At 61.1% G+C, this 13860-nt stretch carries 11 protein-coding genes; 1 reads left to right on the top strand and 10 read right to left on the bottom strand.

The window, feature by feature from the left end:
• Nucleotides 1-2 precede the first annotated feature (2 nt).
• A complete protein-coding gene (locus AWB81_RS28465; RefSeq protein WP_062639858.1) occupies nt 3-587 on the top strand; it encodes a phosphatase PAP2 family protein in 585 nt (194 codons plus the stop codon).
• On the opposite strand, the gene AWB81_RS28460 is transcribed toward AWB81_RS28465, so the two are convergent.
• The 10 genes from AWB81_RS28460 to AWB81_RS47040 all read right to left on the bottom strand — a co-directional run.
• On the bottom strand, nt 588-1517 hold the full coding sequence (locus tag AWB81_RS28460; protein ID WP_062639857.1) for a LysR family transcriptional regulator: 930 nt from the start codon (nt 1515-1517) through the stop codon (nt 588-590).
• A gap of 89 nt (nt 1518-1606) precedes the next feature.
• Complete coding sequence (locus tag AWB81_RS28455) at nt 1607-2683, bottom strand: glycosyltransferase family 9 protein (RefSeq protein ID WP_062639856.1); 1077 nt, start codon at nt 2681-2683, stop codon at nt 1607-1609.
• A gap of 54 nt (nt 2684-2737) precedes the next feature.
• Nucleotides 2738-4630 carry a polysaccharide biosynthesis protein gene (locus AWB81_RS28450; protein ID WP_062639855.1) on the bottom strand — a complete coding sequence of 631 codons (1893 nt, stop codon included), beginning with the start codon at nt 4628-4630 and terminating at the stop codon, nt 2738-2740.
• Nucleotides 4631-4640: 10 nt separating this feature from the next.
• Nucleotides 4641-5675: an MraY family glycosyltransferase gene (locus tag AWB81_RS28445; RefSeq protein ID WP_062639854.1), complete on the bottom strand. Its 1035-nt coding sequence runs from the start codon at nt 5673-5675 to the stop codon at nt 4641-4643.
• A gap of 98 nt (nt 5676-5773) precedes the next feature.
• Nucleotides 5774-6748 (bottom strand): NAD-dependent epimerase/dehydratase family protein, encoded by a 975-nt coding sequence (locus AWB81_RS28440; RefSeq protein WP_062639853.1) that lies wholly within the window; start codon nt 6746-6748, stop codon nt 5774-5776.
• Nucleotides 6745-7593 carry a glycosyltransferase family 2 protein gene (locus AWB81_RS28435; RefSeq protein WP_062639852.1) on the bottom strand — a complete coding sequence of 283 codons (849 nt, stop codon included), beginning with the start codon at nt 7591-7593 and terminating at the stop codon, nt 6745-6747. The genes AWB81_RS28440 and AWB81_RS28435 overlap by 4 nt, the downstream gene beginning before the upstream one ends.
• A 1906-nt stretch (nt 7594-9499) precedes the next feature.
• Nucleotides 9500-9700 (bottom strand): hypothetical protein, encoded by a 201-nt coding sequence (locus AWB81_RS44940; protein WP_144444195.1) that lies wholly within the window; start codon nt 9698-9700, stop codon nt 9500-9502.
• 1070 nt (nt 9701-10770) lie between these two features.
• Nucleotides 10771-11415: a hypothetical protein gene (locus AWB81_RS28430; RefSeq protein WP_144444194.1), complete on the bottom strand. Its 645-nt coding sequence runs from the start codon at nt 11413-11415 to the stop codon at nt 10771-10773.
• A gap of 522 nt (nt 11416-11937) precedes the next feature.
• The gene (locus AWB81_RS28425; RefSeq protein WP_062639850.1) at nt 11938-12597 is read right to left on the bottom strand and encodes a nuclease-related domain-containing protein; all 660 of its coding nucleotides are present in this window, start codon (nt 12595-12597) and stop codon (nt 11938-11940) included.
• Between the two features lie 1054 nt (nt 12598-13651).
• Nucleotides 13652-13860, bottom strand: a 209-nt coding sequence (locus tag AWB81_RS47040; protein WP_235025941.1) for a hypothetical protein, incomplete at its 5' end; no start/stop codon positions are given.

Here is a 13860-nt window from a genome sequence, read left to right as displayed (position 1 = left end):
GCATGTTCCATACGACCTGGATTTCCAACCTAGGGGATGCCGGCCTGCTGTTACCGCTCGCCCTCGCCTGCGCCATCTGGCTGCGCGTGACGGGCAAGCACCTCGCGCTGCGCTGGCTCGTGTATCTCGCGGCTGGAATGGCACTTGTCGGCGCAAGCAAGATCCTGTATGCGGGGTGCGGCATCCAAATCGAGGCCGTGCAGTTCCGCGTGATCAGCGGACACACGATGCTCGCCGCCGCGGTCTGGCCCGTGTCGTTCGCGCTGCTCGCAGCAGGCGCGCGACCCGCGTGGCATCGCGCGGGCGCGTTGTGCGGGCTCGCGCTCGCCGCAGTGATCGGCATGTGCCGGATCGTCGAGGACGCGCATACGCCGGCCGAAGTGGTCGCCGGATGGCTGCTCGGCGGCTTCATCGCGATGCTGGTTCTGGAACGCGTCTTCAGCGAGCCGCGCCGCATCCCGCGCGTGCTCGTCGCGGGGCTTGGACTGCTGGCGGTGTCGTCGATCGCTTATGGGCATCGCGCACCGTTCCAGGCGATGATCCTCCACTACTCGCCGTGGATTTGTCAGGGGCTCGGGCCGTCGTGATCAGCGTGACTCGCTGCACGCCTTGTCCGCCTGCAGCGCGGGCAGATTGGCATAGAGCGCCGCGAGCCAGTCGATGAAGATCCGCACGCGCCGCGGCTGATGCCGGTTCGCCGCATAGAGGATCGACACCACGCGCGGATACGACGGATACGCCTTCAACACTTCCCTGAATGCGCCGCTCGCGATGTACGGATCGAGCGAATAGCTCGACCCCTGGATGAGCCCGAGACCCGCCAGCCCGCAGGCGAAATACGAATCCGCATCGTTGACGGCGACGAGATTGCGCATCGCGATCACGCGCGTCTTGCCCTCCGACACGAACTCCCAGTTGCGCACTCGCATGTTGTTGAGCACATAGCCGACGGCCAGATGCCTGTCGAGGTCATCGAGTGTGGTCGGCTCGCCGTATTTTTCGAGGTACTCCGGCGAAGCGCAGGTGATCTGCGAATAGCAGCCGATGCGTTTCGCGACCAGCGTCTCGTCGACGACCGCGCCCACGCGCACCACGCAGTCGAGCCCTTCCTCCACGATATCGACCTGCCGGTCGGTGAGACTCAGCTCGACGTTGATGTCGGGATAAGACGCGAGGAATCCCGGCAGCGCGGGAATGAGCGTGCTCTTCGCCATCAGCGCGGGCAGGCTCACGCGCACCTTGCCCTTGGGCGTCGTCTTCGATTGCGACAGCGCCGACTCCATGTCGTCGACTTCGCCGAGCACGCGCACGCAGCGCTCGTAGTAGGTCTCGCCATCTTCGGTGATGCTGATGCTGCGCGTCGTGCGGTTGATGAGCCGCGCGCCCAGATGCGCTTCGAGCGCCTGGACGGTGCGCGAGACGCTGGCGGGCGGCAGGCTCAGCGCGTCGGCGGCGCGGGAAAAACTGCCCGCCTCGACGACGCGGGAAAAGACTTTCATCGCGAGAAACCGGTCCATGCGTGGGTTCCGATGTCGGCGCATGCGCGCCTGTTGGTTGAGCAATCCACGAGGATACTACGACGCCCCGCTTCGGCTGGAGGGTTGCGCTAGAGCCGATCGTCTTCGCGAAACAGACGGTTCTCGTCGGCGAGCAACGCATCGTAGGCGTGCGCGAGCGCCGCGAGGTCCGCCGCGCGCGCACTCGCGTGAATGCCCTGCAAGCCGGGTAGCGCGACGCTCAATGCGTGGCAGCGCGCGTAGTCACGGGCGCGCAGGTCCGGGGCGATCGTCGTGAAGAACGCGGTGGTCGGCACATCGAAGCCCGCCGCGATGTGCAGCGCGGCCGTATCGGACGTCATCAGATGGCGCGCGTGCTTCACCCAGTTCAGGAAGTCGGCGGTATCGGGCACGAGCGGCGTGACATCGTCGTAATGCGGATGATCGACCGTGCCAAAGCCCTTGACCGGCAGACCGAAGCGCTTCCACAGCCGTTCGACGAGGCGCGCGCGCATCGATTCCGGGATGCTGCGCACCGGCGTGCTCGCGTTCGGGCAGAACAGCACGTAGTCCGCGCGATCGTCCGGCCAGGGCGGCAGCGGCAAATCAGTGAGCCAGCCGTTGTGCTTCTCGGTGGCGGGGATATCGGCGACGGACATGCCGAGCGCCCACAGGAAGAAGTCGATCATCGGACGCGCGGCGAACGCCGGCCAGAACAGATGATTGCCGATATCGATCTTCAGATCGTCGCGTGCGAGCGAGTCAAGCGCGACGGGAAGATCGCGTACTGTGCCGATCATCGGTGCCGCAAGTTCGTAGAGACGCTGCACGTAACGCGGCGCGCGCGTGGGCCGGTAGAGCGCGATGTCGATCGATGGATACCGCTTCCTGATCGCAAAGATCGCAGTCAGCCCGATGATCGAATCGCCGAGCGTCACGCCCATGCCGTTGACGACATGGACCTTGCGATGCGCCGCGTAGTCAGCGGTGAATGCGGCGGTGTTGGCGTGAAGGATGCCCGGTGCCGTCGACAAAGGCCGGAAGCCCGCGGCGGGCGCGCCGGTCACTTCGAGATCGTACGAAGCGACGATTTCGCCCGTCGGTGACAAAAGCGAACCCGGATGACTCAGCGCCGCCAGTTCATCGAACCCACCGTCCGGCAAGTTCTTGTCGGGATCAACCGGCATCGCGCGCTTCCGTTGCCGCGGCGCTCCGGCTTGCCGATACCTCTCGCGCAGGCCTCACGCCTCGCGCTTGAGCGGGACGTCGCGCTTCGTCGGGACGCTCTGGAGAACGGGCGCAACCGACGTCTGATACTCCGGCACCCAGCGTCGCAGATCGCGCCGCACTTCGTCGTCCGGCAGCACGCGATGCTGCATCAGCCACGGCAGCAATTCGTCGAGGAAGTGACCCGGCACACCACGCGCTTGGGCGATCCGCAGTTTCGGATGCGGCGTGCGCGTGGTCGTCTCATCGTCGGCGAGCAGTTCTTCATACAGTTTCTCGCCGGGCCTCAGGCCCGTGAATACGATGCGGACCTGTTCCTCCGAAAAGCCATAAAGCCGGATCAGGTCGCGCGCCAGATCGACGATCTTGACCGGCTGCCCCATGTCGAGAATGAAGATTTCGCCGCCCCGCCCCATGCTCGACGCCTGCAGCACCAGTTGCGCCGCCTCGGGAATCGTCATGAAGAAGCGCGTGATCTCGGGATGCGTGACCGTCACCGGGCCGCCCTTCGCGATCTGCTGCTGGAATTTCGGAATCACGCTCCCGGCGCTGCCGAGCACGTTGCCGAAGCGAACCGTCTCGAACTGCGTGCGCGGCGCCGACTGCTGGAGCGCCTGGCACGCCATCTCCGCGAGCCGCTTGCTCGCGCCCATCACGTTGGTGGGATTGACGGCCTTGTCGGTGGAGATCAGCACGAAGTGGCGCACGTCGTGACGGATCGCCGCGCGCGCGACGCGCAGCGTGCCGAGCACGTTGTTGCGCACCGCCTGCCACGCGTTTTGCTCTTCCATCAGCGGCACGTGCTTGTAGGCGGCCGCGTGGAAGACGATATGCGGCGCGAAGCGGCTCATGGTCTCGTCGAGCAGGAGCGAATCCTTCGCGTCGCCGACGACCGGAACGACTGCAAGCTCCGGAAACTTCTCGCGCAGTTCCTCGGTGAGGCGGTACATCGCGTACTCGCTGAGATCGTAGGCGATGAGTTGCGCCGGCGAGAATCGCAGGATCTGGCGGCTGAGTTCGGAGCCGATCGAACCACCGGCGCCCGTCACCATCACGACGCGCCCATGAAGAAGCGCTTCGACGTGCGGCATGTCGATCCTGACGGGCTCGCGGCCGAGCAGGTCTTCGAGGTCGATCTGGCGCACGCGCGAGAGAAAACCCTGCCCTTGCGCTAGCGGCTCGAGCGACGGCAGGACCATCGCCTTCACGCCGGCGCGCACGCACAGCGTGGCCACGCGCCGTTGCGTATCGACGGAAGCCGAGGGAATCGCGATGATCGCGTAATCGGTCTTGAGTTGCTCGGCCACGCGAGGCAGATCGCTGAATGCGCCGAGCACCTTGTGACCCATGACTTCGCGGCCCTGCTTGCCGGGATCGTCGTCGAGAATGCCGACCAGACGCCATTCGCTCGAACGCGACAACTCACGCGCGAGCATCGCGCCCGCCGTGCCCGCGCCGAGCACGATGACAGGCTTCCCTTGCCCGACAAGGCCACCGTACAGATAGAACTCCTTGGCCGCGCGGTAGAGCGCGCGAGCACCGCCCATTGCGAGGAACAGCAGGAGCGGCGCGACGATCAGCACGGAACGGGGAATGACGGGCGTCGGCTGGGCCATGACCGCGCCGATCATGACGATCAGCGCGCCAACCCCGACCGACTTCGAGATGCGCATGAGGTCCGGCAGGCTCGCGAATACCCACATGCCGCGATAGAGGCCGAATAGCCGGAACAGGATGCCGTAGACAGGGAGGACCCAGAGGAGCGCGTGCATCGCGCCGGACTGGAATTCGTGTGGAACGGCGCCGTTGAAGCGGATCAGGTAGGCCGCGAGCCACGTGCCCGAAACCGCGACGAGATCGAACGCAAACGCGCCGGCCGATAGCCATGATGCTTTGAATCGATTCATCGCGTGGACCTCAAGGTTGTTCGGAAAGACGGGACTGATGACGCCGCCAACACACATCGACGACGGCTCCCGCTGCCGTGACCACAATTGCCCACCCTGCCACTGCGCACCATTGCCCTAGCGGAGAAAAGCCCAAGGCCCGGTTTGCAAGCATTATGCCCGCGAGCATCAGCAAATACCACGCGATCGCAGTGCGCGCGTGGCCCACGCCCAGGCGCACCATCCGCTGATAATAGTGCTCGCGATGCGCCTGCCAAAATTTTTCGCCGCGCGCGAGACGGCGCAGCAACGTGACCGAGGCGTCGCAGATGAAGGGCGCGAAGACGAGCGCCGGAAACCAGACGGGCCATGTGCCCTTGAGCCAGCCCCAGTAGCCGAGCGCGCCAGCGAGGAACCCTATGGGAATTGACCCCGAATCCCCAAGAAAAATCCGCGCCGGATGGAAATTGAAGAGCAGAAATCCGGCGGACGCGCCCGCGATCGCCGCGCTTGCGACGCCGAGATCGATTTGCGGCGTCGGGCCGGCGAGCGCCGCCGCCGCGTAGCCGCCGAAGCCGAATAGCGCCATCCCGCCCGCGAGGCCGTCCGAGCCGTCCATGAAGTTGTACAGGTTGACGAGCCACAGCATCAGGAAACCGACCGCCGTGAGCGCCCACCACGGCACGGGCGCGGGATTCATCACGATCAATGCGGCCACCGCCAGCAGGTGCGCCGCAAAGCGCACGCGCGCCGGCAGGCCGCGCCGGTCATCGATCTGCGAGACGGCCGCGAGGAATGCAGCGCCCGCCGCCGCGAACCAGATCGACGGCGCGACAATCAACATCGCGACGACGCCGACCGGCACGATTCCCCAGCCGCCGATGCGCGGCGTCGGGCGCGCATGAAGCGAACGATCGTTCGGAATATCTGTCGCGAGTCGCCAGGCGAGGCCGGTTTTCAGCAGAAAGCCAAGAGTCGCCGCGCAGGCGATGAGCGCGAGCGCCGCTGCGCAAGCGGCCGAGATCCACGGATGGTCGATTAGGAATGGATACAGCGGGCGGGTCATTTCCCTGCGAGGCGTGGTTGTCGTTGTGGTTTGTCTGTCGGCTGTGCCGATCTTGCTTGATTGCGCTTGTTTTGCGTGTAACCGCCGCTTTTCGGTTGTTACCGGACGTTAGCCGGCGTCGGCCGTTGTTGCGTCGCCCGGAACCACGCAGCCGTGGCCGCGAGGCCCGCGTCGAGCGAAACGGAAGGGCACCAGCCTAACATATTGCGAATATGCGTTGAGTCGACTCGCAGGCTGCCCGTCAGACGGTCGATCTGCGCGGACTTGCCGGTTACGCGCCCCGCCAGTCTCAGCATGCCCATCGGCACCGGCAACAGCCGCGCGGGCCGTCCCAGATGACGTCCGAGAATGCGCGCGAGATCCGCGACACTCGGGTCTTCGCCGTCGGTGATGTGGAAAATCTGACCCGCGGCGCGTACATGTGTCGTGCATTCGATCAGCGCGCTTGCGAGGTTGTCGACGTAGCAAAGGCTCCGGCGGGCCTCCGCTGCGCCGATCGGCAACGGAACGCCCTTCGCGATGGCACTCATCAGGCTCAGGAAATTCGCCCGCACCTCTGGTCCGTAGACGAGCGGCGGCCGCACGATCACGATCTCCAGTCCGGTGCGGGCGCCGAGTTCCATCAGTTTTACTTCGGCCTCGGCTTTCGAGATTCCGTAGGGGTCGGGAGGATGTCGCTCGTCGGTTTCCTTGAGCGGCCGGCCGTTGTCGAGTTCGGCCAGCGCCTTGATGCTGCTGACGTAGACAAAACGCGTCGCGCCTGCGCGGGCGGCGGCTTCGGCGGCTCTGAGCGTGCCTTCGACGTTGGTGGCGCGAAAAGCCGCAAGCGGATCGGCGGATGCGTCATTCATAACGTGCACGCGCGCGGCAAGGTGAATCACCGCTTGCGCTTCCGCGAAGGCTTCCGGCGAGATGGATTCGATCGACGCGATGGAATGCGTGTCGACGCCCGGATAGCAAGCCGCGTCGCCGCGCACGACGCCCGTGACCGCGCGGCCCTGCGCGAGCAGCATGCGGGCGAGCGCCCGGCCAACGAATCCGTTCGCGCCGGTGATGGCGATACGCGCGCTCATAGCCACTTCCAGCCGAAGCGGTTGAAGAACCTGAACGCGGACGTGATGAACAGCCTGATGTGCGTCCAGCCTTTCTTCGCGGCGTCGCCGCCGTGATGCAGCACGCGCACGGAGGGCACATAGGCGACGCGGGCGACGTCGTGCGTGCGCAGGCTCAGGTCGTAGTCCTCGAAGTAGAGGAAATAGCGCGGGTCGAAGCCGTTGAGTTTTTTCAACACTTCGGTGCGGAACAGCATGAAACAGCCGCTGACGATAGGTGGGTCCCAGAGGACGTTTGTATCGTCGATGACGTCGCGCATTTCGTATCTTGCCAGGCGCGCTTTGAATGGCGTTCTCAGGCTTCGCGGGAGGAAGCCGCGGACGAAGAGGTCGAAGACGGTCGGATAGCGGCGGCAGAGGAATTGCTGGCTGCCGTCGTCTTCGAGAATCAGCGGGGAAAGGACACCGACTTCGGGGTGCGCGTCCATGAAGGCGATTGCTTGAACGAGCGCGTCGCTTTCCAGTTCGATGTCCGGGTTTAGGATCAGGTGGTAGCGGCTCGATGTGCGATCGATGGCGAGATTGTGGCCTCGGCCGTAGCCGACGTTGCCCTGGCCTTCGATGACGTTCGTTTGCAGCCGGGCTTCGTTGGTGAGCTGCGACCAGTCGATGCGTTCATCGGTTCCGTTGTTGATGAGGTACAGCGGCGCGGACGTGGCTTGATTCGACTTTAGGAAGCGATCCAGCGCAGTGTCGAGCGTATGCAACGTACGCTCCAGCATCGCACGATGCGGCCGGTAGACGACGAGAGATACGCTTATCAATCGAGCTGAGCTTGCGTTGACGGATTGGGGGTTCAACTGCATCCTTGAAGACGGAATTTCTGGGCTTGCCGCGGTCGTTGCTTGGACGACGAAAGCCGACATTTTCGCTGAAATGAACCGCTCGTAGCAAACAATTAGAGGGTTCATGCCGACGCGATAAGTGGTCGCCGCAAAAGACGGCGTGAGAATCCGCGTGATATTCCATTTCGCGCATGTCTCCAGGCGTTGCTCGAGATCGCCGAGCTCTACCTCAGACGAGCGCTTAGAATCGTGACAAGCCGCGATTGCCCTTTTGAGACATCAGACTAACGCACGGACTTCCGCTCGACGGCCAGAAGCGATCGCCGCGGCTGGGACATCATGTGAAACGAAGGACGTGCGTCTAGCGGCGCGGATGAAGAAAAGCAGGAAGTTTCGGAAAATGCACTCATCCGGCGGTTCAACTGGCGCGGAGAGCGGCTTTACGCGGAAGCAACCTCTCAACGTGCTTACCGACTCCCCTCTATCTAGTTTTCGAGCGCATCAGGCATCGATTGCACAGAGAAGCGCATAATGGCTTAGTCCCACCTCATTATTCCGGTGGAAGAACTGACTGTTTCTGTTCAACGCGATTAACTACGGCTGTTTTGCTATCTAGGTGGGGCCGTTTTCTCAATTCCCCAATAACCTCTTTATTATGTCACCGTTTGAACGCTTGGCTTAAAGCAAGAAGAGAATAGCGGGGAATCTACCGACCTGGCTTCAGTCCAGCGCCTAATGACGCAAGATCAGCGAGATCCGCTCCGCCACACTTGCGAATATTGCACTACATCAATGCACGCGTGCAATCGTGGAAGCACGAGCAAACAGCTTCCCCAACTTTGCACACTCCCCCCCGCACACAAATTCACCGTTTAGAAAAAGAGTACAGCGCCGATCTATTGACGCGCTTGGGCGAGGCCGCTACCCTCCTCGACGCCAGCGGACACTGAGTGCTACCGAACACGCGCCTGTTATGGCTGCGAGCCTTCAACGAAAACAAGCAGTGACTGAGGATACGTCCGCGCGGACGCTTATTACATATCCCCTCGGATTCGTCTCGGCCGACAGATATTGCTCACGTCACCGGTAATAGCAGATGCCACAATTCCAGCGCTGCATTCCTATGAGGTGCGGTTCCACCAACCGACTTATCAATCGACAAGCCCTCGTCATCGCGCAACTGATCCGGTGGGTGGTCAATTGCAGTCAACAAATAACCCCCTTCAGTGCGGAGTTGGTGTCGGCGCGATTGGAATGCGCCACAGGAACGGATCCGTCAACGTCACGGATACGAGCCGCGACAGTTTATTAATCAAACCAACTTACAGCCATGATCCCGCCGATAGCATCCAGATGCCAGCGGCAACTTCATCGCGCACTACCTCGCTAGCCGTGCGATCTGCGACTTGATGTGTAACCATATCGACAACTGACGATCGAGATACTTTCGAAACTTTGTGTCGTCGTTTCGTGCACGGCGAGGTAAAAGTATGCGCTGTTGCATGCCGCCAATGGCCGAAAACAAGCACCGTATCGTTTCGCTTTAGCGGATACAACCAATTAGGTTGACTGGTCCATACCGTGGCGCAAGTGCGCTCTCCTACCTTCGAGTCAAGAGCATATGACTGCGTCGATGACGGCTCGAAGTTCAAAACATACAGCAAACGCCCATGAGTTTCTATGGTCTCAACGTTAGACACTCGGCCCACAAGGGCGATGGGAAAAGAGGCCGCAGTCTGAACTAGCCAACGATAAGCCGCGAGGAACCGCTCTTCTTCGTAATAGAAGTCTGCCCAATTCACCGACATCCCATTGAAGACGAATTCTAGACGGTCTCGAAGAAAGAGATTGCTCGAGCACAACGCGCGCAATTGAATAACACGCTTAGCCGCATTGATGTAGGCCGACAGGAAACAGCGAGAGTCGCTTAAAAAAACGCGCCGTCGCTTCTTCCCGCCTTTTCTACTTCGCGAAAAATCGCTGAACGAGTTAGAGTTAGACGAATGTCGAAATTACGCATATCATCAATCGCAAGGAGGCGAAAACGATATCGGCCTCGTTCGAGGGCTTGCAATAGACCAAGCGAACGACGAGCGATGACTTTGAGTTGCTCCTCGACGTTGAACATTCAGCGCTCGTTATGCGCCGCGTTCGGAAGCAAGCGGAAATATGCCTTGACAAGGTAGGTCCTTCCTCTACTTTCGCGTGCGTGCTGCGGAACGTAGCTCACAGGCGTACCGCAATACATACATCTCAACGACGGAGCCACGGGAAGAAATTCGATCGTCTCGGCAGAGACTTCTTGTCCGTCCACTGTTGCGGCTACCCACATCTTTGCAGCCATCTCCTTCCCTCCTTTTTTGTTTGCGCGGCTTTGACTATCGGGACCACTTGACCAAACCCTCAATCTCTTATCCAAATGTGTTTGCTCCGGCGCGAGGCAATTGGGTCTCAAAAACCATGCGCACCACGAGGCGCTCCTCTGAACGACTTTCAGGGTAGGAGAAGTCGCCGGCGAGGAGGCGACGGCGAGATTTGCCTATCAACCTTGAAAAGATATGCTCCAAGCCTTGCGCTTTTCTTCTCCGCGCGATACTGACTGTCACGATAGGCGTCGGCTCACGGCTGCGCGGCTCCGATATCCTTGCCGGTCATCAGGGTGGCAGTTACACACGCAACATGCGCATGCCCCTTTTTCAACAACGACGATATGATGTCTCCGGTACCGGGCGTGCATTCGCTCTCGAAAGTCGAACTGCTTGGAGTTTTCTATCCATCCTTCCCGTCGGCCACACAAGCGTAAGTGACTGCGGCGTTGACTGACTCGCCTCGCCGACGCGCGATCAAGGAAGTAATGGCACCAACAAAAGGCGTCGCGTCGGCCAAGTGCCCACGGCGCGGCAGCGTCCCAAAGGTCGAGGTGTCGAAAGACTATCCGCTTGAGGAGGGCCCTTCTGCCAACGCGGGCGAGGACGCGAATACGCCGTGCGCGCAGTAAGCGGATATGAGCGAGTGCCCAGACGAGTGAACACGCTAGTTGGCCACAGCCGCTCGTCAATTGATGTTTTGTGCAAACCACGCCAGCCGGCGCGGTTTGCACGATCAACGTCTTTCAGCGCGGACACTGGTTTGGCATCGACCAGATGGCCGGATTCAACGCCGAACCGAGCCAATAGAGGCAACGTTCTCGATGCGCAATCATGTCGATTCGTGGTCACCTGCAAAGCACAGGTGTCCGGTGACAAACAGAGCGACAGATGCGGCGCAGAGCAACACTGTTTCGACGATCGCGCGTGTGTCCCAGTTCTTGGTCGACTGAACGAGGTAGCACGCGCCGATCACCGAGAAGGCGCTCAGCATGTGGACAAAGCGCCGGTTCAGGCGCCGTTGAGCGGCATTGGGTGATGCGACAGACTGCAGCCCCCTGACCAAACGTTCCGCAAAGCCAAGCCTCGAGCCCAGGACAAGCTCGGCTTCCGGCGTGCCTTCCACGCGATAGGTGACGCCGTCTACCGTAACGCTAGTCAACGTGCGGCGCTCGCTCCGCTCGAGCTCGGCAAGCAACGCAGTCAAGCGCGGCGGCAGAATAAGCCGGGATGATGCCCGAACGACAACGCGGTCCGTCAAGATCAACCCGCACGCATAGCGAACTTCCAGTACGGCAATTTTCATAAAGCCTCCTTGGCTGAGAAAGTAGCGGCTTTCGGCGATGTGCCGAAGCCAGACTACGGTGGTGAAATAGAACAGCGGTGAATACGGCGCGACGCATTGCTGGTCACGCAGTGGGGCCGGCGTGGCGCCGAGATGCTGAGAACGGATCGACGAGCAACGTCCGGCGACCACGGGTACGCGGGCGTCGCCGTCTAGCAGATATCGGTGTCCGTGCGAGCCAAAGCGTTTTGTCCCTGACGAAGCCGCGCTGGTCTTGCACGAGAACACGGAGGACGACGCGGCTCGAAGACCAGTGCTCGGGTACAACGATGAAAAACGATGGCGGGTCGCTCATTGAGCTCGCCTGCGAACCGGTACAGCGATTTCCCTGAGGGCCGGTATAGAAGAAGTGGCACGCGCACGTCAGCCGTGCGTTGCTAGATCGATGCGTAAATACGCGGTGGGTCCAACTAATATAAAGCGCCCATCGGAAGGTTTTGCGCTGGGAAGCTTCGAAAAAACGCCGTCTTTTCAGTTTCATCGCAGATGTCGATGTCACAGTGCGGGTGGCGCGAGCGGCAGTTGTCGTTCGGGGGCTATACGGCTAGGTTGGCCCGACGCCGTGCCGCACACAACAGTCGAGGATTCACTCGGGTTTTCACGTGACGGCCGCAGCGCTGCGATACAACGAAACAGCGACTGCGGGCGGCGATATCACGGGCGCGAGCGCCTGTGTGAGCAAGACCAGTCGATATGCGAAGCGAGGGTATCCGCATCCAAATAGCGCCGATGCGTTGTGCGAAAACGGTTCAACCTCGTTCGCAAGAAGTAGTGCAAGTCCGGCAACGTCAAGATGCCATCAGGCACAGTCGGATGCAGCTCGCAGCCCGCTTCGCCGAAAACGGCGACACTCTCGACCGGACATTCGTGTTGAGATAGCAGCAAGCGCAAGTGCCGCACGGCCGGCTTCGCTCGACGCAGCGGCGACGTATGCACCGTCACGCCGCCGACGTCGTCCACGACGGCGAGTTCATCTTCGTTGGTCCACGGCTTGACGAGGCCTGTCCAGTCTAAGTGGTTCACGACGAAGACCCCAAACGGCGTGATCGCGAGGCAATCAACCAACGTTGTTGGGTTCTTGGTGCCCGGTGCGTGTTCGAGTTCGATTGCAGGGCGCAGATGCACCCGGCCATCGCACGCACGCTGAAAGATGGGCACAATGCGCATTAGCAACGCGCGGCTCACGCGTTGAGGGTTGCCCGCCCCGTTGGTCGCTTCTGTGCTGCGGGAATGGCTGAAACTATTGTCAGCGGCGGAGCTCGTCTCATTCAACAGATCGTGTGTCGACATTCCGTCTTGATCGTGCTTTTTCATTCTGTCCCTCGGCTCTTGTTAATAGAATGGACTTTCAAGGAAGCTCATCGCTCGCCGCTTGCGAGCTCATCTGCAAGTTAGGCCGCCTACCGCCGGACCACGTCTACTGGCGCAGCTCGACCGGGCATCATTTAGTGACGCGAGCGGAAATAGGCGAACATGAAGATGCGTAGGTTGCGCTAGGAAGCACCGCCCGGGGAACCTACGCGCACTGACACTCATGCGGCTCACTCTCCAGCAGCAACCTTCGCAATGCCTTGATGCGTTGCTGCTGAGCTGGAATGAGGCAAGTCTTCCGCTCGATTCGCTCTAACCGTATGAGCCAATAGGACTGAGGCAGGTACGCAGGTATAGACGGGCCATGAGCACCAGCGACGTGACGAATCACCGCTTCAAGATGTCGGATTTCCGCATCCGCGCACCGAGCGGGCAGTTGCACCGTCGGGGACTGCTCGTTGAGGGCAGGCGGACTTTTCGATCGCGCTAGGTCTTGCCGGAGGGAATGCTTGGGCGCTGCACGCACGGGCGTGAGAGTGCGTTCGCGTTCGGACGTGTGTTCGCTCGAACCGCGAATATGGGTGGGTCTCGCTCGTCGCGGGGAATGCGCGTGGCACAAACGTTTCTGTATTGGCATGTCTGCAATGATCTGGTTCGAACAAATCCAGCATGCCTGCTACATCAAGAAGTCAAGGCGACGCCTTGGCTAGGCGACAGCCGGTCGCAGAAGTCGAAGTGACGTGTGCCAAGCGCGGGTGCACACAGCAGAAAGCTCTCGCCTTATGGATCGATCGTCGAAATGACGCGAAATAAGGAGGCCGCGCCATGCCAAGGGTCCCTTAAAGTCTACGAGGAAAGTCAGCCGCGCTTAGCGGTTCGCCGGCGTGGACGATGTTGCTTCGAAAATCTGCTCAACGCATTTCTCGCTTGCCGAACGCTCCAAAGAATTAGATACGCAATAACTTGCTCGGAAGGTATGGATCCTTCCTTCCATCGTCCCCAGACATGATAGGCTGCGATCGACAACCGCCACGCCATCACTACGTCGTTAGGGTTACTACATGCTTAGACTGCGCACGGACAGTTCGGCACCGTGATAGGCGCCCGAGAGGATGATGACGTAGAGCGCAATATCAGAGGGTGGTTGTCGAGTCTCATGAATCCTCGCGCCTTCGCCTGCCGATATCGAGTCGGTCTTGCAGAATCGCGCGAAGCCAAGCGCAGCGTGCGGATAGGTGCAGATAAGCAGTTGCGAAACTCCCAGTT

Origin of the sequence: Caballeronia arationis (assembly GCF_001544975.2) — a bacterium.
GTDB classification, from domain to species: Bacteria; Pseudomonadota; Gammaproteobacteria; order Burkholderiales; family Burkholderiaceae; genus Caballeronia; species Caballeronia arationis.
This window is presented reverse-complemented; position numbering and strand designations above follow the sequence as displayed.